At 50.0% G+C, this 22,186-nt stretch carries 21 protein-coding genes; 2 read left to right on the top strand and 19 right to left on the bottom strand.

Annotated elements, in window-relative coordinates; translation table 11 throughout:
• Window positions 1-11 precede the first annotated feature (11 nt).
• Together DXD04_RS14810 and DXD04_RS14805 are read left to right on the top strand one after the other, a co-directional pair.
• On the top strand, window positions 12-653 hold the full coding sequence (locus tag DXD04_RS14810) for a 3'-5' exonuclease (RefSeq protein ID WP_117673964.1): 642 nt from the start codon (window positions 12-14) through the stop codon (window positions 651-653).
• A 17-nt stretch (window positions 654-670) separates the two neighbouring features.
• Window positions 671-1,858 (top strand): class I SAM-dependent rRNA methyltransferase, encoded by a 1,188-nt coding sequence (locus tag DXD04_RS14805; RefSeq protein WP_117673963.1) that lies wholly within the window; start codon window positions 671-673, stop codon window positions 1,856-1,858.
• Between the two features lie 92 nt (window positions 1,859-1,950).
• On the opposite strand, the gene DXD04_RS14800 is transcribed toward DXD04_RS14805, so the two are convergent.
• The 19 genes from DXD04_RS14800 to DXD04_RS14710 form a co-directional block, all read right to left on the bottom strand.
• Complete coding sequence (locus DXD04_RS14800; protein WP_022052506.1) at window positions 1,951-2,406, bottom strand: BT0820 family HAD-type phosphatase; 456 nt, start codon at window positions 2,404-2,406, stop codon at window positions 1,951-1,953.
• Between the two features lie 131 nt (window positions 2,407-2,537).
• The gene (locus DXD04_RS14795) at window positions 2,538-3,716 is read right to left on the bottom strand and encodes an OmpA family protein (RefSeq protein ID WP_181977490.1); all 1,179 of its coding nucleotides are present in this window, start codon (window positions 3,714-3,716) and stop codon (window positions 2,538-2,540) included.
• A 108-nt stretch (window positions 3,717-3,824) separates the two neighbouring features.
• Window positions 3,825-5,621: a hypothetical protein gene (locus DXD04_RS14790; RefSeq protein WP_147330770.1), complete on the bottom strand. Its 1,797-nt coding sequence runs from the start codon at window positions 5,619-5,621 to the stop codon at window positions 3,825-3,827.
• A gap of 2 nt (window positions 5,622-5,623) precedes the next feature.
• Entirely contained in the window at window positions 5,624-7,885 is a 2,262-nt protein-coding gene (locus DXD04_RS14785) for a hypothetical protein (protein ID WP_117673960.1), read from the bottom strand.
• Between the two features lie 13 nt (window positions 7,886-7,898).
• Complete coding sequence (locus DXD04_RS14780; RefSeq protein WP_117673959.1) at window positions 7,899-8,441, bottom strand: DUF3575 domain-containing protein; 543 nt, start codon at window positions 8,439-8,441, stop codon at window positions 7,899-7,901.
• Window positions 8,442-8,475: 34 nt separating this feature from the next.
• Window positions 8,476-9,885: an undecaprenyl-phosphate glucose phosphotransferase gene (locus tag DXD04_RS14775; protein ID WP_117673958.1), complete on the bottom strand. Its 1,410-nt coding sequence runs from the start codon at window positions 9,883-9,885 to the stop codon at window positions 8,476-8,478.
• A 42-nt stretch (window positions 9,886-9,927) separates the two neighbouring features.
• Window positions 9,928-10,644 (bottom strand): WecB/TagA/CpsF family glycosyltransferase, encoded by a 717-nt coding sequence (locus tag DXD04_RS14770; RefSeq protein ID WP_117673957.1) that lies wholly within the window; start codon window positions 10,642-10,644, stop codon window positions 9,928-9,930.
• A 60-nt stretch (window positions 10,645-10,704) separates the two neighbouring features.
• Window positions 10,705-11,901, bottom strand: coding sequence for a sugar MFS transporter (locus tag DXD04_RS14765; protein WP_117673956.1), 1,197 nt, complete (start codon window positions 11,899-11,901; stop codon window positions 10,705-10,707).
• Window position 11,902: 1 nt separating this feature from the next.
• A complete protein-coding gene (locus DXD04_RS14760; protein WP_117673971.1) occupies window positions 11,903-14,746 on the bottom strand; it encodes a bifunctional fucokinase/fucose-1-phosphate guanylyltransferase in 2,844 nt (947 codons plus the stop codon).
• A gap of 191 nt (window positions 14,747-14,937) precedes the next feature.
• On the bottom strand, window positions 14,938-15,267 hold the full coding sequence (locus DXD04_RS14755; protein WP_117673955.1) for an L-rhamnose mutarotase: 330 nt from the start codon (window positions 15,265-15,267) through the stop codon (window positions 14,938-14,940).
• Window positions 15,268-15,271: 4 nt separating this feature from the next.
• A complete protein-coding gene (locus DXD04_RS14750) occupies window positions 15,272-15,685 on the bottom strand; it encodes a hypothetical protein (protein WP_117673954.1) in 414 nt (137 codons plus the stop codon).
• 11 nt (window positions 15,686-15,696) lie between these two features.
• Entirely contained in the window at window positions 15,697-16,530 is an 834-nt protein-coding gene (locus DXD04_RS16790) for an endonuclease/exonuclease/phosphatase family protein (protein ID WP_220444616.1), read from the bottom strand.
• A gap of 1 nt (window position 16,531) precedes the next feature.
• Window positions 16,532-16,870 carry a hypothetical protein gene (locus DXD04_RS14740; protein WP_117673953.1) on the bottom strand — a complete coding sequence of 113 codons (339 nt, stop codon included), beginning with the start codon at window positions 16,868-16,870 and terminating at the stop codon, window positions 16,532-16,534.
• Window positions 16,871-17,069: 199 nt separating this feature from the next.
• Window positions 17,070-18,215: a dTDP-glucose 4,6-dehydratase gene (locus tag DXD04_RS14735; RefSeq protein WP_117673952.1), complete on the bottom strand. Its 1,146-nt coding sequence runs from the start codon at window positions 18,213-18,215 to the stop codon at window positions 17,070-17,072.
• 72 nt (window positions 18,216-18,287) lie between these two features.
• Window positions 18,288-18,506, bottom strand: a complete 219-nt coding sequence (locus DXD04_RS14730; RefSeq protein ID WP_117673951.1) for a dephospho-CoA kinase — start codon at window positions 18,504-18,506, stop codon at window positions 18,288-18,290.
• A gap of 71 nt (window positions 18,507-18,577) precedes the next feature.
• Window positions 18,578-19,132 (bottom strand): dTDP-4-dehydrorhamnose 3,5-epimerase, encoded by a 555-nt coding sequence (gene rfbC / locus DXD04_RS14725; protein WP_117673950.1) that lies wholly within the window; start codon window positions 19,130-19,132, stop codon window positions 18,578-18,580.
• 81 nt (window positions 19,133-19,213) lie between these two features.
• Window positions 19,214-20,119 (bottom strand): glucose-1-phosphate thymidylyltransferase RfbA, encoded by a 906-nt coding sequence (rfbA, locus tag DXD04_RS14720; RefSeq protein WP_117673949.1) that lies wholly within the window; start codon window positions 20,117-20,119, stop codon window positions 19,214-19,216.
• Between the two features lie 25 nt (window positions 20,120-20,144).
• The gene (locus tag DXD04_RS14715; RefSeq protein WP_117673948.1) at window positions 20,145-21,473 is read right to left on the bottom strand and encodes a nucleotide sugar dehydrogenase; all 1,329 of its coding nucleotides are present in this window, start codon (window positions 21,471-21,473) and stop codon (window positions 20,145-20,147) included.
• Window positions 21,474-21,542: 69 nt separating this feature from the next.
• A partial coding sequence (locus tag DXD04_RS14710; protein ID WP_117673947.1) for an NAD-dependent epimerase/dehydratase family protein occupies window positions 21,543-22,186 on the bottom strand: 644 nt, incomplete at its 5' end.

The following is a 22,186-nucleotide window of genomic DNA, read 5'->3' as shown; positions in this document are numbered from 1 at the left end:
CCGTAAACTGAATGGTAGAACTACAGAGTAAAATAGATAAGAAAATCGTTGCGGAGTTACCCAAAGTCTCTTTCCCCGGTCGCATCTTCGTGATTTACACCGAGGCCGAGGCCCGCAAGGCCATCGATTACCTCAATACCCATGTACTGGTGGGGGTGGACACCGAAACACGCCCTTCGTTCCGGAAGGGAGCCGTTAACAAGGTGGCTCTCTTGCAGGTCTCTACTTACGACACCTGCTTCCTGTTCCGCCTGAACCACCTCGGGCTGCCGGATTTTCTGGAAGAGTTCCTTCAGAACGACGTGCTCAAAATCGGCCTGTCGCTGAAAGACGATTTCGCCATGCTGCGCCGTCGCAACCAGAAAGACCCGCGCATGGGCAACTGGGTGGAACTGCAGGACTACGTAGCCTCTTTTGGCATCGAAGAAAAGAGCCTGCAGAAAATCTATGCCCTCCTTTTTCAGGAAAAGATTTCCAAGAGCCAGCGCCTTTCCAACTGGGAGGCCGACACCCTGACCGAGGCGCAGCAGCTGTATGCCGCTACTGATGCCTGGGCCTGCGTGCGCATTTACCAGTACTTGGAAGAGCTTCGCCTTTCGGGCAAGTACCGCGTGATACGCACGGAAACTCCTGAAAACATTCTCGAAGATTAATCACTTAAACCATACAAATGAGCTATAAGAAAGTATTTCTCAAACCCGGAAAGGAAGAATCGCTCAAGCGTTTCCATCCCTGGGTTTTTTCCGGAGCCATCGCCCGTGTGGAAGGAGAGCCGGAAGAAGGTGAAGTAGTAGATGTCTACACCTCCAAGAAAGAATTCATTGCCTGCGGACATTTCCAGATTGGAAGCATCGCTGTGCGTGTGCTTTCCTTCCGTCAGGAACCCATCGACCACGCGTTCTGGGTACGCCGCCTGCAGGTGGCCAAAGACCTCCGCTGTGCCTTGGGCGTGCTGGGCAATCCTCAGAACAATACCTACCGTCTGGTACACGGCGAGGGCGATAACCTGCCCGGACTGATTATCGACGTGTACGACCATACCGCCGTGATGCAGGCACACTCTGCCGGCATGCACCTTGACCGTATGGCGGTGGCCGAAGCCCTCGAAGAAGTGATGGGCGACATCATCCAGCACATCTATTATAAATCAGAAACCACACTGCCCTTCAAGGCCGACCTGCTGGCTACCGAAAATGGCTTCCTCAAAGGCGGAAGCCCGGAGAACGTGGCTATGGAGAACGGACTTAAGTTCCACGTAGACTGGCTCAAGGGACAGAAGACCGGTTTCTTCGTCGACCAGCGTGAGAACCGTGCCCTGCTGGAACGCTATGCCAAGGGCCGTAATGTGCTCAATATGTTCTGCTACACCGGCGGCTTCTCGTTCTATGCCATGAGGGGAGGGGCCAACCTCGTTCACTCGGTAGACAGCTCTGCCAAGGCCATCGACCTGACCAACGAGAACGTATCCCTCAACTTCCCCGGCGATACCCGTCACCAGGCCTTTGCGGAAGATGCCTTCAAGTTCCTCGACCGCATGGGCGACCAGTACGACCTGATTATCCTCGACCCGCCGGCCTTTGCCAAGCACCGTGATGCCCTGCGCAATGCCCTTCGCGGTTACACCAAACTCAATGCCAAGGCCTTCGAAAAGATACGTCCGGGCGGCATCCTCTTTACCTTCTCCTGTTCGCAGGTGGTGAACAAGCAGGACTTCCGTAACGCCGTGTTTACCGCCGCTGCACAGAGCGGACGCAGCGTGCGCATTCTTCACCAGCTCACCCAGCCGGGCGACCATCCGGTCAACATCTACCATCCGGAAGGTGAATACCTTAAGGGACTGGTGCTCTACGTAGAATAATTCTCCCCAAAAGGGATACAATAAAAGAAGCTGTTTCACTGTCGGAATGCTCCGTGTGAAACAGCTTCTTTCGTATCTTCTCCGGATGTGTCTCATCCGAACAGCTTGCCAAACAAGCCCTGTCTTTTCTTCTTCTCCTGTTTCCGGCGTTCGATGCCCTCTTCCAGCCTTTCATCCAGCGTTTCGGCCACCAGATCCGCAATTTTCAGGCGGTAATGTATGATGCGGTAAATGCTTCCCCAGTCGAGCATTCCCCCCAGATTGCGGTCGTCAATGAACACATCCGCCTTCAGCTTCCGCGAGAAATGCTGATGCGCCTCCTGTTCCTCCGGATAGTTCGTATTGACCGCATAAAATTCCACTCCATGCTGTCGGCAGAAATCCACGGCCTCTTCCAGCAGCTTGTCCTCTCTTACAGTCCACAAAATCAGCCGGTGCCCCTCTTTTTGCAGCATTTTCAGTGTGTCAAAGGCAAAAGGCTTTTCCCGTCCGATTTCCGGATAGCGGTGTTCCACAATAGTACCGTCAAAGTCAACAGCTATGATCATATCTAAATTCGTTTAAAAAGTTACGTAAAAAAGGTTAGTTTGCAAATGTAAGAGAAAGAATGAAAAAAAGAAATCGCCGCATCTCCTTTTTCAAGGAAGTGCAGCGATTTCCTATGATTTTAGTGTTTTTTTTATTTTGCCATGCGGATGATAGCGGCGCGGCTCAGACGCGGATTTTCGCGGAACATAGTGTCAACACCACCTTTGTATTCCATTGTCAGCTGATCCTTGTTTACACCATATTTATCTACCAGTGTATTGTATACAGCTTCCGCTCTCAGCTTGCTCAGGCGTTCGTTGAATTCAGCCGAACCAGTCTGCTTGTCAGCATATCCTGTGATGATGAATTTGTTTTCAGGATACTTCTTGATCAGGTTTGCATAAGCTTCCAGATTCACTGCTTCTTTTTCGCTCAGGTAAGCCTTGTTGATGTCGAAGAACGCTACATATTCAGTTGCATCCGGCAGCTTGTTGCTAGCCTTGGTTTCAGTTACAACCGGCTGGTTACGTTTTTTTTCTTCCAGTGCATTTACGCGGTTTCTCAAGCTGGCATTTTCTTCGTTCATGCTCTTAAGCTGATTCTGTACAGCCTGCATTTCAGCAGCCGAGATACCGGTACCCTTAGTCCAGTCTCTGCGGTTGAAGCGGTAAGTTGCACCTACCATGATGGCTGCAGAACCTTCCATATTCTTTCCGCCACGGATACCGTCCATCACGTCGTTGTTGATGTTTCCTTTCAATTCCAAGTTCAAGTCCCAAGCCTTGTTCAAACGGAAACGGTTGATGAATCCGATACCTCCTGACAATTCGTTTTCGTTATTGTCGATACCGCGCAGGTAACCGATGCTCACGTAAGGAATTGCATTGTACAATCTGTCTTCACGGTAGCCGCAGAACAGGTTGGTGAAGTTCAGCATTACGTCACCGTGCAAGTGCAGGATTCCCCATTTGGTGCGATACACGTTGGTGTCTACGCGTTTGTAGGCAAAACCAGCATCTTTAACTGAGTAACCTTTAGCCTGGTAGCCGCCGAATCCCGCTCTCAGTCCGATAACTGGAGTAAACCATTTTCCTACATTGATTTCGAATGTCGGAGTAATCAGTTTGCCGGCTTTTCCTTTTGAAATGTAGTCGCCTACATACATCTGCGCACCGATGTTGGCTCCTACAAACAAGTTGTCGCCAAACAAGTTGGTCTGTACAGTGTATTTTTCAATCTTTTCTACGTTGCTGTTTTGCTGCGTGTTTTGCGCCATTGCACCTACACCTGTCATCAGTGCAATAGCCAGAATGTAAATTCTACTATTCATATTCATGTAATTATTAATTCTGCGTCAAAGATAATACAATATTTCCAAACCGTGATAAGGAATGATAAGATATCTATCAAAATGTGTGAGGTTTAATAAAAAAACTGCCTAAAAGTACAGGTTCACCCCTAAATTCGCATACGGAAGCAGGGAGATTCCCTTCTCCGTCAAGGTTCTGGCCCCCGGGGTGATGGCTCCCTTGTAGCCCCTCAGCACTTCTTCCGCAAAGACACCCCATTGGTCATTTATCCGCACGGTTTCTTTCAGCCCGGCCTGTACGCCGAAATAGTCCTTTTGTGCCGTTCCGTGGTGCGTGTATAAAATACCCGCCAGGCCTTCCACCGTAAAGATTCTTTCCGGGTTATACGCTGCGGCCAGGGTGCTCAGGTCTACCAGGTAGTCCGCTCCGAGGGTAAAGGGATATACATGCTTGCTCACACTGTAAGGATAATGCGCCATTTCGATGTATCCTCTAGCCGATGAGTATTTGCTCCATCTTCTTCCATACCCCACATAGAATTGTTGTCCCAGGTGCTTCATCATGGCCTTCAGCTGCTGGTCTCCGGTACGCATCGGGTAATTTGCTCCCATGCCGACCGATACAAAGTTATAGGGTTCAAACAGGTATTGGTGACGGGTAATACATTCTTCGCGTCTTCTGTACTGCACCCCCATTTCTATGCTCAGGTTCTGCATGCGGCGTTTGCTGCTCGTTCCGTGCAAGAAATTTTGCGTATAGCTGTTCTTGCTCCAGCGTGCCTGCCCGAATACGCCGATGTGGTCGTTTACGGCATACACCAGCTGTCCTCCGAGTGTCGGTCCGGTGAAAGGTCTGACTTTGCGGGCGTAAGTCGCTCCCCGGTGTGCCACGAATCCGGCTTCCGCACCTCCCATCAGGTTTACTTCCAGTCGGGGGGCAGTCACCCGGTCGTCGAACAGACGGTTCAGGTTGACCATAGCCTCCAGTCGCACGCCTCCGTAGCCTTCTTTTATCTTTTCAGTGCCCTTCTCGGAGAGGGTATTATGCACTCCGGCAAATAAAGTTCCCCTTATCCCGAAAGGCAGGAACCATTTTCCCATGCTGATACCCATTACCGGACCTACGGGTTCCAGTACCCCGTTCATTATCGGTGCCTTTCGTATTCTGGCAGAATAATCTCCCTGAATACCCGCATAAATTTCGTAGAACAGGTTGTCCAGTGCGCCGGAGTTGGCCGAAGGACCGGAAGTCTTGTTCAGTCCGGTAAACCGGTAAGTCAGTCCGGCCATCGCCTGGGCACCGATGTCATATCTCTTCTGTGACTCCAGCCCGTTGATGCCGTCGGTAAAAAGATTCACCCTCGGTTCCAGAAACAGGTCCAGGTGGTTGTGCAGATGGTAGTTCACGTGCAGTCCGCCGTGTATGCCTCCAGCTACGAAACGTTCCTTTGAAACCTTGTTTTTCGTCCCGTAGATGCCGATACCCAGTACCGTTTCCAGGTCCCATCGCAGGTCGTCCTTGTAGCCCCTCAGGTAATCCAGTATCCGGAACATGTGCGCTATTTCCACGCCGCCTCTTCCAATCTGTTCGTTCACCGCCCCTTCTACGGCCAGACGGTAACTGTTGAACGAGGTTACATCCTTTGTGAAGGCGATACCGAATTCTTTGGAGTAGGGGCCTGCCGCTCCGCCTCCCAGTTTCCCGGCACCAGCAAAAATCGACAAGGAAGAATTCCATCCCCTGGCCTTGGGGTCAATCGCTCTTCCGGCAGGGATATACCTTTTCTGTCTCACATAATCCATCGCGTTGAAAAAGCCGGTTTTCACCGAATCGGCTGTGGCATCCTGTGCGAGGATAGTTTCCGTTCCGCCCATCCACAAATAGCCGAGGGCAGCTATATATAAAGTCTTTCTGTTTATTTTCATGATTACTGATTCTTATACATCTCCAACGCCGTTTCCACAATCTCTTTCGTGAATTCACCGTCGTTCTGGGCAGTGACAATCATCTTCTGGTCCCGGTTGAAACATCTCACCAGATACAGAGCCGCTTCCGTCAGTCCTACGTCTCCCTTTCTGGCTTCCGTCACCGCCTTCAGGTACCATTTCACCGGACTCTCGTCCGCCATCTGTTCCAGCACCTTTTCCGCCTGTGCGTTTCCCTGCGGCGTTTCCAGTGCCAGGTTCATCACCGCCTCGTTCTGTACGGACGACTGACAGATGGTGCGGAAGGTCTCTGCGGCTCGCTGCGTCTCTTCAGGCGTATTCCCTCCCTGGAAATAGCCGCCCATGGCCCATGCGTACGCCTTCACCAGGTCAAATTCCTTGTAATCCGCCGGAATCAGCTTGGCCATGACACTGGCATTTTCAAAGTCGCCCGCTTTGATATACATGCACAGCTGGTTCACCACCACCTCAATCGGGTTGATAATCTCCGTTCTTCCCGTATCCATGTTTTTCCTTTCATAGTTCACGGTAAAGATGGTACGGTCTATCAGCGGTTCCAGTATCCGCGTGTCGGTCACATCCTTTTCCAGGTACAGCTTGGCCAGCGTGTTTCCGGCCAGCACCCATGGACGCTTCATGCTTAGCGATTCTTCGTATGCCTTGCGTGCCACCGCCTCCTTTTCCTGACTGTCCTTCAGCAATTGCAGCAGCTTCCAGTATTCATACCGGGTGTACATCCCGTTCAGTCCTTTTCTCCGGTAAGCCGCCATCACCTCCTTGTCGGTCGGTTCCCGGTAGATGTCATAGCGGCACAGGTACTTCACTTGTCTCAGCTGCTCCAGGTAAGGCACAATCACCGTACGGTAGTCCTTGGAGGCCTTGATTCGCTGTCCCTGCCGGTTCATCTGGTCGGGCAGTTCTCTTACAACCTTTCTGATGAAACCGGCCGTTTCCATCAGGCTGTCCTTCTCCAGCAGTTCGGCCACCTCGTTCCATGAAGCCACTTCCGCCTGCGGGTTCTGATACACGCGTTCGGCTACCGCATGGGGGAGTACCCCGATAACCTCCTGCTGAATCCGCTGCATACGTTTCTGGGCCAGCTGCAGGTTTTGCTGGTAATATCCTTCCGGCGATGCCTTGCCGATGACGTGAAACTCTTTCAGCAGGGCGCCGGGCTCGTTCAGAATCAGGTTCAGTTTCTTCCGTATTCCGGCCAGACTCTCCTGGTTCTTCGGGTCGTCCGTCAGCCGGTCCGAGTTGATTTCAAAGCTGAGCTCCACCTGGTCCTCCGTGTCAAACTTCTCCACCTGTGCCTTCTCCGGATATTTCTGGAAATCCATATCCAGGGCTATCAGGTCATATTGCAGGAATTTCAGGGGGCGCTTGTTCTCGCATGTATTAATCTGATACGTCTTTCTGAACGGAACATTGTTGTAGTCCTCTATACAGAAATCCGCATAGCAACTGTAATTCACGTTCGGGTCGGGCACCGTCACCGTGTCTTGCCATTCAATCACCATCCGCTCATTCACCAGCGGCCGTGACTGGATATAAGGCTCCAGAGGATCCCTTTTCAGGTCGTACCCCATTCGTCGGGTCTGGGTCAGGTGATATTCTTTGCCGTCGTATACCAGCGGCTTCAGGAAAGCCACCGTGTCGTTGGTCACACAGTTCAGCACATACGGCTGCACAATCAGGCGCGAATACTTGTTGCCTTCTCCATGTGGGACCAGGAACGTATTATAAGGATAAAAACGGTTACCTATCAGTCGGCTGGCCTTCGGTTCCGGCTGAATCTGCTTCAGCTCTCCCGTTACCACTACCTCCTTCAGATAGATACCGTCATCCACTTCTACGTCTATTTTCATGCGGTTGCTCACCTTTTCCAGAATGGCCTTGTTCAGGCCCGCTTTGAACACCAGTGCCCCGTTGTCCGGCACCAGAATCTCGTAATACCCGTTGGCATCCGTTTCCGCCCTTTCATCTTCGTTCATGAACAGTGCGAAATTGGTATTATCCTTGTCCAGACTGTTCTTCAGGTCCTTTGCGGCCGCCACCGTCTTGCAGCTATATACATAGACCACGCTTCCCGAGAACGGAATCTTCTTTTTCTTGTCCGCAATGTTGTAGACCGTGCCGCTCACCTTGATCATTCGCTGCGCCCATCCGCTTGCGGGGACAGCAGTCAGCAGCATCGTAACCAGTACATATTTCCCGATGCGGCTTATTCTTTTCCTATTCATACGCTTCAGCTTCTTAGAATAAATAGCAGCATGACACCGCTATTTCTGTCGGCACACACTTCACTCCGTTTGCATTATACTCTTCTTTTTTCAGGTATGTACCCTCCGGATATTTCTTCTCCCTATACCACAGGGCACCTACTCCGGCCGAGAATTCCAGGTTGAACCGTTTGCTCAGCGGCCAGGCATAGCCGTATGTCAGTCCCGGTCCTGCAGCTTCTCCCTGGTGCGCCTTTCCCTTGTGCACCACCGTATACCTTAGTCCGCTTACAGATAAGCCGATGAACGAGCGCGCCATCGGCCTCCCAGAAATCCAATACCTGAACTCCGCCTGTGCCCCTTTCAACTGGGCATCCAGCGGCGCCTTGTCCAGTCCGTAAAACACAGTTCCTTCCAGGCTGAATTTGGAAGCTGTCACCAGCTCCATTGAAATGTTCGGCGTCAGGTTCCCCCACAGCAGCGCGTTCGTTTTTACCGTAGCCAGCTGTGCATGAGCCATGCCGCAACCGGCCACCCATGCTCCCAGGCAGATACCCCGCCTTAAAAAATGATTCATAAAACTTTGGTTATAAATAAATTTTCATTAAGTCCTAGTATGCGTTCTTTTCCCCGTGTATGGCGTTCGCCACCGTTTTATAGATGATAAACAAGTCCAGACCGAAGCTCCAGTGTTCGATATACCATATATCTCCACGGATACGTCCTTCCATATCCTTCAGCTCCTTGGTCTCTCCGCGATAGCCCGTCACCTGGCTCCAGCCCGTGATACCCGGCTTCACGAAGTGTCTCACCATATACTTGTTAATCAGTTTCGAATATTCCTCCGTGTGTTTCAGCATGTGCGGTCGGGGACCTACCACGCTCATGTCGCCCAGCAGTACATTGATAAACTGCGGCAGTTCGTCGATGCTTGTTTTTCGCATGATGTTTCCCCAGCGTGTCTTGCGCGGGTCATCCTTGGTAGCCTGCAGCGAGTCGGCCTGTGTGTTCACCCTCATGCTCCGGAACTTATAGCAGTAGAACTCCTTGTCGTTCAGCCCGTTTCGTTTTTGTTTGAAGAATACTGGTCCCGGCATCGTCAGCTTGGTGATAATGGTCACAATGAGCAGGATAATCGGGAAGAGCGTACACAGAAACAGCAGTGAGAACACAATGTCGAACGCCCGTTTCATCATCTTGTTGCCCGTCCGGCTCAGCGGGTCTGGTCGTAGGCTCAGGAAAGGTACGTTTCCTATCATATTGAAATATACCCGGTTCTGCAGATAGTTGTAAATGTTTGGCACACTGTAGAAATGCACCAGGTGGTTCTCGCAGTAATTAATCAGCGAACGGATAATGACATGTTCCTTCGAAGGCAGACAGCAGAACAGGTAATGCGTATTCCCGTTCTTTTCCAGGTATTCTTTCACGTCCTGGGGTTTTCCCAGGTACGGACATTCCTGTGGAAACTTCGGGTTCGGCTCAAAGTCGAAATACCCCTTTACCCTGAATCCGGTCCAGTCCTGAGTCGTCAGTTCATAATATAGCTCGCGGTTGTTTTCTGAACTACCCACCAGCACTACATAGCGCAGGTTACCACCTTTCGAACGGTATCTTTTCAACCCCCATCGCATGAGGATACGGAATACAGACAGCGAAATAAACAGCAGCCCTAAAAAAGTCAGGTAGAAATATGACCAGGCATCCATGAATCGTCCCAGTTCCAGCACTACCCCCGACAATACTCCGAAGCAGATTGTACTTTTCAATACCTTACCCAGAATCTGGTAGGCATATACCTTACGCCGGTAAAGCACCACGCCAGCCTGCATGGCCGATACGAAGTAGCAAAGCATCACCGTCAGGATGATCTGCAGGTGCGGCGCCTGCAGAATCTTGTGCCATGGCGTATCTTCTGTAGTGAGAAACAACAGATAGAACAATCCACCCGTAATAAGCGTTTCACAAGTAACGATAAAAAAGCTTACCCAACTGTTATAGGCGTCATATTTTGTTTTCATGCGCTATGTTTTTATTAGTGTTTCAACCCCCTGATTTGCTAGTCACATTTCTCTAAAGATATTCCAGATAAACAACGTGTTTCCGATAATGTATCGGCGCCACATCCGTTTCGGTTCTTTCAGCAGTCTGTACAACCATTCCAGACTGTGTTCCTGCCACCACAGAGGAGCCCGTTCCATGGTGCCGGCAAAAAAGTCGAACACCGCACCGATGGTGCCGCAATGGCAGTGAATGTCCAGTTCATTCCAATGGCGGTATGCCCACTTCTCCTGTTTGGGGGCCGTCATACCAATCCACAGCAAGTCCGGATTAGCCCGGTTGATGGCTTCGATGATTGCCCGGTTCTCTTCCTCCGAGAATTCCGGCTTGTAGGGTGGGGAGTACGTTTCAATCCGGATGTTCGGGTAGACCGTTTTCGCTTTCTCCCGAATCAGATTCAGCACCTTTTCGCTACTTCCCATGAAGAAGCAGGTACCTCCCTTCTGGTTCAGCCGTTCCATCTCCATGGTAAACAAGTCCCATCCGGCAATACGTTCTGTCGGCTGGCTTTTTGCTTTCAGTTTCCGGCAAGCCATCACGATACTTGCTCCGTCGGGAATCAGTGCATCCCCTTTCATCAGCGCTTCGGCAAAGAACGTATCCTTCAGAGCCGTATTATAGGAGTGCGCATTGATGGTATTGATTAACAGTTTCCCTTCCGGAAGAGCCTCCAGCTCTTTCTTCGATTCAACGATTTTTATATCTTTTAGTTTCAGCATACGTTTGTGTGCGTTTATATGGATAATCCGTTGCCTGTGTACGATAATGTGACAAAACCATTACGATAGTTTTCTGTATCTTGCTGCGAATCCCCAGATTTCCATAAAGCAAATCAGCGGTACGATAAATCCCACTGCCATGGAAATACGGTCGGCTATGAGCCCCATTAACAAGGGAGCCACTGCTCCTCCTACAATCGACATAATCAGATAAGAAGAAGCCTGTTTGGTTTGTGTGCCAGCATGGCGCAAAGATAAGGAAAAAATAGTAGGAAACATAATCGATTCACATAAAAAGCACAGTAACAGGAAATACCATCCTGCTCCGCCCGGCATCAGAATGACTGCCGCCATGCATACACAAGCACCAGCCGCACAAACGGCCAGCACTTTTTCCCCCTTCACGAAGCGCATCAGCCAGCTTCCGCCCATGCGTCCGGCCATGAACAATCCCATGCCGCCGAACGACAGCCATACCGAAGCCTCCTGTGCCGAAACACCCGCATTTTCGGTGGCGTAGTTGATGAAAAAACTGTTGATGCCCGTCTGTGCAGCCACGTAAAGGAAAAGCGACAGCAGTCCCACTGTGAACGAGGTCGTTCTCCACAGCGATTTCCCGCTCGCTTCAGCCTGTTCGCTTTCTGCTTCCCGGCCTATTTCCGGCAGTTTCACCCGCGAAAAGAGGATGGCGATGCACAGCACCACCGTACCCAGCACCGCGTAAGGAGTAGTCACGTCACCTCCTCCGGCAAAGAGGAAGAAACCTCCCGCCAGCGGACCGCAAATCCAGCCCAGCCCGTTGAACGATTGCGCCAGGTTGATGCGCCGCTCACTGCTTTCCGGTTCACCCAGCACCGTGACATACGGGTTCGAAGCCGTTTCCAGGCAGGTCAGTCCACAACCGATGACGAACAGCGCCAGCAGGAAAAACTCAAACGACTGAATCCGTCCTCCCGGAATGAACAGCAACGCCCCGATGCCATACAGCACCAGGCCCGTCAGCACCCCCGTGCGGTAGCCGAAGCGGCGGATAATCCGTCCTGCCGGCAGTGCCATGATAAAATACCCTCCGTACACCACCGCCTGAATCAGGGCCGAGCGCGTGCGGGTAATCTCCAGTGTATCTTGAAAATGTTTGTTCAGCACATCCAGAATACTGTGTGCCACTCCCCACAGAAAAAAGAGGGAAGTAATCAAAATAAAAGGAACCAGGAAACTCTTTCCGTCCCTGGTTCTTACTAATCCAATCTTTTCCATCTCAGCTTCTACTGATTTCCAGTCCCTTGTTCGATAAACTCATCTCCACGAAGCGCGCCCGTTCGTTCGGACGTTCCTCTGTCAGAATCCGGCGGATACGCACCGCCGCATCCGGATCCTTGGCCACCATGTACAGGTAACCGCCGCCCCCGGCCCCCGGCAACTTATATCCCAGGCAGAGGTCGTCAATCCGTTCCGTCAAGGCCTGCACTGTCGCCGGGTTCGTACCCTCATCCAGCAGCTGGTTCTGCTTCCACGTCTTCCGTATCAGTCGTCCCGTTTCCTCGAAATCATTCCGCAGGATGGCATCGTACATATCCATGGCGTGACCCTTCATCTGCTCCAGCAGGTGCAGGTGACGGTTCGAGTTCAGGAACATGCCCTTCACAATCTCCGCCAGGATGCCCTTGGCCGTACGCGTAATGCCCGTGTAATACAGCAGATGGCACTTGCGGTACTCGTCGCTCGTGAACAGGTAATCCGGCAACCAGCGCACCTTCGGTTCCTGATGCCATCCCGGTTGCGTCTGTAGCAGCTTCACCCCGTGCAGCACACCCCCGTACTGATCCTGCCAGCCGCCCCCCGTGGTGAGCAACTGTTCCAATACCAGTGTACGGCTGCCGATGCCCTGCTTGTCCCAGTTCAGGCCGCAGAAATCATTCAGCGCCCCTAACACCGTAGCCGCCAGGATAGAGCTGGTGCCCAGTCCCGAACCCGCCGGAATGGCCGACAGCAAGGTCACTTCAATACCCGTGCCGAACGCTTTCAGCTGTGCTTCCAGCGAAGCAAACCGTTCCATGGAGAAATCCGGATGGAACCCAGCCAGCACCAGTGCCGCCTTGGGAATAGAGAAAGGCGAACCCACCTTGTTGAAATGCTGCAGCTCCTCGTAGGTAGACACCACCTCCATGGCACCCAGGTCAATCGAGCGCAACGTAATGCGGTACTCCTTCGACGGTTTCACGTACACCTGCAGCGGCGGCTGTCCGTTCAGCTCAATGGCCAGGTTCACCACATTTCCGCCCTCCATCAGGCTGTAGGGTGGGGTATCCGTCCATCCCCCTGCAATGTCGATACGCACCGGGCTGCGTCCCCACACAATCTGGTCCGCATACACCGACAACTTCGGCTGCTGACGATAGTCCATCGTGCTGGTCAGTCCCTGACGCATCAGGCCGAACGCCCGTGCCTCCAGCTCCTTCGCTTCCGGATTCCCCTCCAGCTCGCGCACCTTCGCACGGAACATCGCGTCGCTGATACGCTTCAGCAGAGAAGTCCCCTCCGGCAGTTCCTCCGGCAGGGCGATGCCCCCTTTGGCAAACGCTTCCGCTGCTTCCTGCAAGTCCACCTGATAGAACACGCTCCGTTCCTGGTTCTTGGCCAGCAGGCTCCAGTTCTCCTTGCGGAACACCTCCCGCTGGGCGAACAGCCGTCGCAGGTTCGCATACGCCGAAATCTCGTCGGCCGATACCTTTCGTGCCTTCTGCCAGATAGCCCGTCCGGCTTCACCCTGTCCGTCATCCGTCATCCATTGCAGCACCGTGCCCAAATCCTCTATCGAGTCTGTCACCGGGAAAATCGCAGCCGACTGCAAGTCCTCACAGCCCCGGATTTCGTCCGCTGTCAGACCTCTTTCCGCCAGCCATTCCGTCACCGGACGGCCCAGATATGCCGTAGAAGCCTCCTTCAGGCTCCCCTTGAATTTATCGTTAAAACCGTACGGACGTGCGGCAAACTCCCGTTCGCCCATCGGCACCACGTCGATGCACACCCCTTCCGGCACGTTCAGCGCCCAGTCGTTGCGCGGTACCCCCGTGATGATGTTCCGGCTATGCAGTGTCCAGTTCTTGCCCACGTGGCTGTTTTCCACCCACACCTCCGCGTTGTCTGCCGTCAGCGGGAACTCCATCTCCGCATTCTGCACGAACACCGCCGGATGCGGTTTCACCTTGTGGTGCATAATCGCCCGCTGGTCCGTCACGCAGTTCTGCACCGCCAGCGTCGACGAAATCATCTCCCGGCTCGTACCGTAGTGGTGGAACTCACCGCCCGGCAGCGGCAGGATAGCCACCTTCAGGCTGTTCAGCTCCTCATCCACGATGCGCGGATGCGCTCCCAGTGCCAGCCCGAACTCCGAGTACATGTCGTAGAACTTCACGCCCCCGTCCTTGTCGGTAGAACGTTTCACCATCAGCTCGATGGCACGGTCACTCAGCAGCCAGATGCCGATGTCCATCAGGAACAGGTAATCCTGCATCAGCTGGCCCATTTCCTCCACGCTCGGCTTCTGCAGCATGAAGTCCAGCTTCTCCGGTTCCTTCCGCGACGACACGAACACCCCGTGGTTCTTTGCCAGTTCCGGGTCCACCCACAAGCCGTAGCACACCACGTCCACATCCGGAATCTCCTGCAGCGGCTCCGTGGCACGGATGTACACGTCGCCGCTCGCAATCAGCGTACGAAGCCCTTCCGGCGCCCGTTCCATGATTTCCTCATACAGCGGCAACTGCAGCGACAGCAAGTCCTGTGTGATGCGCTGTCCGCGTGCCCAGCGGAACACCGGTATCGGCGTCAGTACCTTGCCCGACGGCGCATAGCCCGGCAGACGGCGGCTCTGTCCCCCTGCATGCAGCAGGATACGCTTCTCCCGTGCCAGCCAGTCGCCCAGTGCGGCATCCTTATCCTCTTCCTCCCAGCAAGCATTCAGCAGCCAGGCCGTACCACCTCCCGAACCCAGTTTCTTTCCCACCGGGTCCGATGTGCAGAACCACTCCTTGTGGTCCGCGTGCATAATATCGTGAAAACATTCCACCAGATTCGGTGGCAATGACAATAACTTTTTCATGAGCATATATTTTTAGACATAAGAACAGAAGAACATATAGAGTTAAAAGTTAATAGTTAAAAAGTAAAAGCGGTAAAAGCATCCCGTTTTCACTTTATTATTAAATCTTTTGTCTTTCTGTTCTTTTGTCAAAAGAGAAAACATCCACTCGTTTTTAACTTTTAACTTTTAATTTTTCACTCTTTCACTCTTTACAGCTTAAATATCCGCGTCATCAGCTTCCATTTCTCCTGCGAGGTAGCTCCCGGAGCAGCTTTCTGGAACTTCGCCATGTGCGCTTCCCATTCCGCCTGACGGGGCAGGGTAGCCAGTCGTGCATAATCCCGTTCCATGTCAAACTCATCCGTGGTATCCATAATCATGAACAGGCGGTTTCCGTCAATGTAAATCTGCATGTCCGTGATACCTACTTCGCGGATACCCGCTTTCACCTCTTCCCACACGTGCGCATGTTCCGCCACGTAGGCCTCAATCAGCTCCTTGTCGTCATAGAGTTCCAGTGTCTGGCAATATCTTTTCATAATTTCATATTAAGTTTGACAGCAATGTGCTTATTTTAGGACTTTGAAGAATTTCTTTTAATCTAGCTATGAAACTATCCATATTCTCTAGGTCTTTATATTCTACTTCATTTACTTCATCTTTCAGATGGCATGGATAGATTTCGATGGGATTTTGTAACATGCTAAGTAATAAAAAACGAACACCCCCCATGTGAGTCGCAGTAATATAGAGTTTATAACAAAGGTCTTGCTCCGTTCGTCTTATCAAAGTTCTTAAATCTTTTTCAATCTCAAAGTTACTACCCTCAGAAATCTCTATATTTCCGACGATTTTCCCATTTGTATTTTCCGATAAGAAATTTGCTTGCTGCTGCAGAATATCCTTAGGAGTTTCTTCCCTTTTAGCAGTAATATCAGGCCATAAACTTTTACACATGGTATATATTTTTAGATGTTTATTCGAAATTTTAGTGGCAAATGATCTGAATAATCTTTGTTGTTAATAGAACCGTTTCTGTTTAATAAGCTATTCCCATCTATGGTTGTGATTATATCTAATTGTGAATCTTCAAAATAATCTATGAGTCCTTTTCTGATGAGAACCTGATCAAGTAAATGCCAGAATAATTCTACATTCAATGATCGTTGTAGGAAATAAGTTCCCGATACATTTCCTTTCCCATTGTCGCCATAAAATCCCCACATGGGATTATAAAAAAACTTGTACGCATCTCCGTCTACAATTCTTTCACCTTTTTTGGCTATGTCTTTTTCCATGACGGCATGCATTCCTTTTGTTTTTATCATTGGAGTCTCAAAAGGGTTTAAATTGAAGTCTCCGCATACTATAGATAAATTACTTTCTCCATGTCTGCTTTCGGTATCATCTATGAACTTTTTAATTTTTTCTATTCGTTCATTTTGTTCTGTAGAGTCATAGTTTTTTTTGTCATAAAAGTGGATTGGAAATAATAGAACTTCTTTTTCAAATATATCACTTTTTATTTTAAAAGCACCAATCCTTTTACCGCTTTCGTCGTATGTACTTATATCGATGTTTTTTTTACTTATAATCACGATTTTTTTCCATACCAGACATTGGACTATCTTGTAGGAATTACCGTTTCTTGAGTTAATGATATGTAATAGTTTTGCCGTATCTGCTTGATCCAGTTCTGCAAGCATACAAACATCAATATGCTCATTCTGTATTAGAATACTTATTTTATCAAATAAGAAACTTGTATTTTTTTTATTTATATTCCAGAAGAGAAAATTCATTTTATATGCTTTTATATGTGAAATCTGCTACTTTGACTAATAGTGCAGTTGTGTTTTTCTCCCATATCGAATTATCTTCTTTCCAATATAAAATATGATTTATATTTCCATTGGATATTTTTTGTTTTTTCTCTGTGCCTCTTTTGGAGTATATAGTAATCATGTCACCTTTATGGATTTCCATGTTGGGAAATATAAAAGATTTTCTGCAACCTTCATCTTTTGAGGTATTACAGAAAAGAATAAATGCCCAGCTGTTACAATCTTCTCTTACTTGCAATACAATGCGTTCTGCACTTATATCTTTTTTATCCAGTATATTTAATATCCCTATTTCCATATAAACTGATTATTTTATACACAAAGATACAAAATAAATGATTAGATTGATTGTTCTTTCCCGTTATTTCAGATAAGATGTATAATTTTTTTGTATGCAGCTTTTGTATATTTGTCAAGTGACCTTATGATGAAAAAAGTATCTGTATTTCAGTGGATTTGAAATGCAGATACTTTCCTCCTTTATTTTTAGTTCTTGGTTATCGTCCCTTATACATCGAGTCATAATACTTCTGGTAGTCACCGCTCGTCACGTTGTCCATCCATTCCTGGTTGTCCAGGTACCAGCGCACTGTCTTTTCTATGCCCTCTTCAAACTGCAGGCTCGGTTCCCAGCCCAGTTCTTTCTGCAGCTTTGTAGAGTCGATGGCATAACGCATGTCGTGGCCCAGGCGGTCGGTCACGTAGGTAATCAGATCCATGTCTTCACCCTCCTTGCGGCCCAGCAGACGGTCTACCGTGTTAATCACCACCTTGATGATGTCAATGTTCTTCCATTCATTGAAACCGCCGATGTTATAGGTTTCTGCCGTCTTACCGTTGTGGAAAATCACGTCGATGGCCCGCGCATGGTCTTCCACATACAGCCAGTCGCGCACGTTTTCCCCCTTACCGTATACCGGCAGCGGCTTGCGGTGACGGATGTTGTTGATGAACAGCGGAATCAGCTTCTCCGGGAACTGATACGGCCCGTAGTTGTTCGAACAGTTCGTCACGATGGTCGGCATGCCGTACGTATCGTGGAATGCCCGCACAAAGTGGTCGCTGCTCGCCTTGCTGGCAGAGTAGGGGCTGTGCGGATTATACTTCGTATCCTCGTAGAAGAAATCCTTCCCGTACGCCAGGTGATGTTCCGACGACGAAGCCGTGGTAGTGAACGGCGGCTCGATACCTTCCGGATGTGTCATCTCCAGCGCCCCGTACACCTCGTCGGTAGAGATGTGATAGAAACGCTTGCCCTCATACTTCTCCGGCAGACTTTCCCAGTACACCTTGGCCGCCTGCAGCAGCGACAGCGTACCCATCACGTTGGTGCGTGCAAAGGTAAACGGATCCTTGATGCTGCGGTCCACATGGCTCTCTGCAGCCAGGTGAATGATACCGTCCACGTGATACAGCTCCATCAGCTCCTGCATCTTCTCGTAGTCGCAGATGTCCGCCTTTATGAACACATAGTTCGGCAGGTTCTCAATGTCCTTCAGGTTCGCCAGGTTACCCGCATACGTCAGCTTGTCCAGGTTGATGATACGGTATTCCGGATACTTGTTTACGAACAGGCGCACCACGTGGCTGCCAATAAATCCGGCACCGCCGGTAATCAGTATGTTACGCTTGAATGTAGTCATAAGATAAAAAATTAATATAATGGTGATATATTTGTTGTTAATAATCCATTAGACTTACAATGTTTCTCATATTCATTTATAGGGAGTACGTTCATGCAGTTGGTAGAATTTTTCGACTTTTTCCTCATTCAATTCTCCATTTTCCCACAAACGGTCAATCTCCTTTTGGGCTTGTTTGGCGAAATAGTCAGAAATAGCCTTTTTCAGTTCTGCCAAAGCTTCAGGACTATCTACAAACGACATCATGTCGAGCACTTGTAATTGAGCCGGATTAAAAACTGTCACATTCATACATTTGGATTTGGTTCTAATGCAAAAGAACAAATTTTTTTCTTTATTTCCTAATGGACATGCTAAAAGGATTAAAATTCAAATGGAGAATCAAAATCCTTCAACAGCGGATGCTTGGTGTCTTTCTCGCTCAGGATAGCGTGTTCCGTCGGAATACGCCAGTCGATGCCCAGCGAATCATCCAGGATGCTGATACCACCGTCCGCTTCCGGATGATAGAAGTTGTCACACTTGTATTGGAAGATGGCCGTTTCACTCAGTACGGCAAAACCGTGCGCAAAGCCCCGCGGCACAAAAAACTGGCGATGATTCTCCTCCGTCAGTTCCACGGCCACATGCTGCCCGTAAGTAGGACTCCCTTTGCGGATGTCCACCGCTACGTCCAGTACCGCACCCTTCACACAGCGTACCAGTTTACTCTGTGTGTACGGCGGACGCTGGAAATGCAGCCCGCGCATCACCCCGTACGATGACATGCTCTCATTGTCCTGCACAAAATTAATCTTTCCCACCTTCTCTTCAAACTCCCGTTGAGAGAACGATTCAAAGAAATACCCTCTGGCATCCTTAAAAATGCGTGGCTCGATAATCACCACACCCTCTATCGCTGTTTTAATTACTTCCATTTTATATAAACAGATAAGTCATTTAACTATTAACTGAAGAAACGCTTTTAATTTTTAACTTCTAATTATTAACTATAAACGTTATTCCAGGTTTGCCTTCCCCGTACGCTCCACCTCGTCAATCACCTTCAGCAGATATTGTCCGTACTGGTTCTTCAGCATCGGTTGCGCTTCCTCCCGCAATTTGTCGGCCGAAATCCAGCCCTTGCGATAGGCAATCCCTTCCAGACACGCCACTTTCAATCCCTGACGCTTTTCAATCACCTCAATGTAGGTAGAAGCCTCTGCCAGCGAGTCGTGCGTACCCGTATCCAGCCAGGCAAATCCCCGTCCCAATGTCTGCACCTTCAGTTCCCCGTCTTCCAGGAATCGCTGGTTCACCGTAGTAATTTCCAGTTCCCCGCGAGCCGACGGCTTGATGCTTTTGGCCACCTCTACCACCTTGTTCGGATAGAAGTACAAGCCCACCACCGCATAGTTCGATTTCGGATGCTGCGGTTTCTCCTCAATGGAAAGACAGTTCCCTTCCTTGTCAAATTCCGCCACCCCATAACGTTCCGGGTCGCTCACCCAGTAACCGAATACCGTAGCCTTCTTATCCTCTTCAGCCGTACGTACCGCTTCCCGCAGCATCGCACTCAGTCCGTTTCCATGGAAAATATTGTCCCCTAGCACCAGACAGGCCGCGTCATCCCCGATGAACTTCTCCCCGATAAGAAAAGCCTGTGCCAGTCCGTCGGGCGAGGGCTGTTCCGCATATTCAAAACGTACCCCGAAGTTACTTCCGTCGCCCAGCAGACGCTGGAATCCCGGCAAGTCGTAGGGCGTAGAGATAATCAGAATCTCCCGTATACCCGCCAGCATCAGCACGGAGATAGGATAATAAATCATCGGTTTGTCAAACACTGGGAGCATCTGCTTGCTCACTCCCTTGGTAATGGGGTAGAGACGTGTGCCGCTACCACCGGCTAACACAATACCTTTCATTCTTAATTATTAATTATTAATTGATTTAGTCTCTTCTGAAAATGTCACGTGTATAAACTTTTTCCTTTACCTCATCCAGACACGCATCGTAGCGGTTGGCAATGATGGCGTTGCTCTGCTTCTTGAAATCCTCCAGGTTATTCACCACCTTTGAGCCGAAGAACGTAGTGCCGTCTTCCAAAGTCGGTTCATAGATGATGACCGTGGCACCCTTCGCCTTGATACGCTTCATTACTCCCTGGATACTGCTTTGGCGGAAATTGTCGCTGTTCGACTTCATGGTCAGGCGATATACCCCGATGACACATTCCTTCTCCGCTTCCGGACTGAAATCCCCGCGGTTGTAATAGTCGTAGTATCCCGCTTTCTTCAGCACCTGGTCCGCAATGAAATCCTTACGCGTGCGGTTACTCTCCACAATGGCCTGAATCAGGTTCTCCGGCACATCCTGGTAGTTGGCCAACAGCTGCTTCGTGTCCTTCGGCAGACAGTAGCCCCCGTAGCCAAAAGAAGGGTTGTTATAATGCGAACCGATGCGCGGGTCTAGGCAGATACCCTGAATGATGGCCTGTGTGTTCAGGCCTTTCACCTCTGCATACGTATCCAGCTCATTGAAGTAGCTTACACGCAGAGCCAGGTAAGTATTGGCAAACAGCTTCACCGCTTCTGCCTCTTTCAGTCCCATAAACAGCGTATCGATGTCCGGCTTCAAGGCACCTTCCTGCAGCAGCGCCGCAAACTCATGCGCCTTTTCCTCCAGATCTTCCCCGGCAATCGCCTGAATAGCCGCGTTCTCCTCGTCGCGTCCGTTAATCAGTTTCGGGAAGCCCACGATGATACGGCTGGGGTAGAGGTTATCGTACAGCGCCTTACTCTCACGCAAGAACTCCGGTGAGAATAGCAGGTTGAATTTCTTTCCCGCAAGGGCAGGAGTGGAGCGGAATTTTTCCGCATACTTCACGTACAAGCTGCGGCAGTAGCCCACTGGGATGGTACTCTTGATTACCATCACCGCATCCGGGTTCACTTCCAGTACCAGGTCAATCACCTCTTCTACATGCGACGTATCAAAATAATTCTTCACCGGGTCGTAGTTGGTGGGAGCGGCAATCACCACGAAATCCGCATTCCGGTAAGCTGAAGCCCCGTCCAGTGTAGCGGTCAGGTTCAGTTCCTTCTCTGCTAAATACTTTTCGATGTACTCATCCTGAATCGGGCTGATACGGTGATTGATTTTTTCTATCTTTTCAGATATTACATCTACTGCTGTTACCTGATGATGCTGAGCCAGCAGTGTGGCTATGGATAAACCCACGTAGCCTGTGCCGGCTACAGCGATATTTAATTGTGTCATCTTCTTATTGTTTTTCAATTATTTCTTTCACAAAGAAAGAGAATAATCCGTAGAAAAACAAATACTTTCTTATACCGTCTGATGATTGATGCAGATACCCTTCAGGTACCATTCATACAAGCGGTGAATACCTTCGTCTATTTCTACTTTATGGTGCCATCCCAGGCTGTGCAGTTTGCTTACGTCCGTCAGCTTGCGCAGTGTGCCGTCCGGTTTCGATGCATCCCAGCGCAGTTCACCCTTGAAGCCGATTTCCTTCATGATTTTCTCTGCCACTTCGCAGATAGACACTTCCTTACCCGTACCCACGTTGATGTGGCAGTTACGGATTTCAGTAATACCGTCCGCATTCTTCTTTGACGCATCATACGTCTGCTTGAAGTCCACGTTCAGCAACACATGTACGCTGGCATCCGCCATTTCTTCACTCCACAAAAACTCACGCATCGGCTTTCCCGTACCCCAAAGCGTAACAGCTTCCGGTGTGATGCCGAATTTCGCCAGCTTTTCCAGAATCTCCTCGTCCGTATTACTTCCGTTTACACCTTCCACCGGGCGCAGGTTGATATCCTTGCGTACCGCATCCCAATCGCCCTCATTCAGGCATTTCGCCAGGTGAATCTTGCGAATCATGGCCGGCAGTACGTGACTGTTTTCCAGGTGGAAGTTATCATTCGGACCGTACAGGTTGGTTGGCATTACGGCGATGTAAT

Origin of the sequence: Phocaeicola plebeius, assembly GCF_003437535.1 — a bacterium.
GTDB classification, from domain to species: domain Bacteria; phylum Bacteroidota; class Bacteroidia; order Bacteroidales; family Bacteroidaceae; genus Phocaeicola; species Phocaeicola plebeius_A.
Note: the sequence above shows the minus strand (reverse complement) of the source record. Positions and strands in the feature narration are given on the sequence as shown.

Coding starts and splice junctions, on each gene's coding strand:
- DXD04_RS14810 (WP_117673964.1), top strand. CDS start 12: ATGGTAGAACTACAGAGTAAAATAGATAAGAAAATCGTTGCGGAGTTA.
- DXD04_RS14805 (WP_117673963.1), top strand. CDS start 671: ATGAGCTATAAGAAAGTATTTCTCAAACCCGGAAAGGAAGAATCGCTC.
- DXD04_RS14800 (WP_022052506.1), bottom strand. CDS start 2,406: ATGATCATAGCTGTTGACTTTGACGGTACTATTGTGGAACACCGCTAT.
- DXD04_RS14795 (WP_181977490.1), bottom strand. CDS start 3,716: ATGAATAGTAGAATTTACATTCTGGCTATTGCACTGATGACAGGTGTA.
- DXD04_RS14790 (WP_147330770.1), bottom strand. CDS start 5,621: ATGAAAATAAACAGAAAGACTTTATATATAGCTGCCCTCGGCTATTTG.
- DXD04_RS14785 (WP_117673960.1), bottom strand. CDS start 7,885: ATGAATAGGAAAAGAATAAGCCGCATCGGGAAATATGTACTGGTTACG.
- DXD04_RS14780 (WP_117673959.1), bottom strand. CDS start 8,441: ATGAATCATTTTTTAAGGCGGGGTATCTGCCTGGGAGCATGGGTGGCC.
- DXD04_RS14775 (WP_117673958.1), bottom strand. CDS start 9,885: ATGAAAACAAAATATGACGCCTATAACAGTTGGGTAAGCTTTTTTATC.
- DXD04_RS14770 (WP_117673957.1), bottom strand. CDS start 10,644: ATGCTGAAACTAAAAGATATAAAAATCGTTGAATCGAAGAAAGAGCTG.
- DXD04_RS14765 (WP_117673956.1), bottom strand. CDS start 11,901: ATGGAAAAGATTGGATTAGTAAGAACCAGGGACGGAAAGAGTTTCCTG.
- DXD04_RS14760 (WP_117673971.1), bottom strand. CDS start 14,746: ATGAAAAAGTTATTGTCATTGCCACCGAATCTGGTGGAATGTTTTCAC.
- DXD04_RS14755 (WP_117673955.1), bottom strand. CDS start 15,267: ATGAAAAGATATTGCCAGACACTGGAACTCTATGACGACAAGGAGCTG.
- DXD04_RS14750 (WP_117673954.1), bottom strand. CDS start 15,685: ATGTGTAAAAGTTTATGGCCTGATATTACTGCTAAAAGGGAAGAAACT.
- DXD04_RS16790 (WP_220444616.1), bottom strand. CDS start 16,530: ATGAATTTTCTCTTCTGGAATATAAATAAAAAAAATACAAGTTTCTTA.
- DXD04_RS14740 (WP_117673953.1), bottom strand. CDS start 16,870: ATGGAAATAGGGATATTAAATATACTGGATAAAAAAGATATAAGTGCA.
- DXD04_RS14735 (WP_117673952.1), bottom strand. CDS start 18,215: ATGACTACATTCAAGCGTAACATACTGATTACCGGCGGTGCCGGATTT.
- DXD04_RS14730 (WP_117673951.1), bottom strand. CDS start 18,506: ATGAATGTGACAGTTTTTAATCCGGCTCAATTACAAGTGCTCGACATG.
- rfbC (WP_117673950.1), bottom strand. CDS start 19,132: ATGGAAGTAATTAAAACAGCGATAGAGGGTGTGGTGATTATCGAGCCA.
- rfbA (WP_117673949.1), bottom strand. CDS start 20,119: ATGAAAGGTATTGTGTTAGCCGGTGGTAGCGGCACACGTCTCTACCCC.
- DXD04_RS14715 (WP_117673948.1), bottom strand. CDS start 21,473: ATGACACAATTAAATATCGCTGTAGCCGGCACAGGCTACGTGGGTTTA.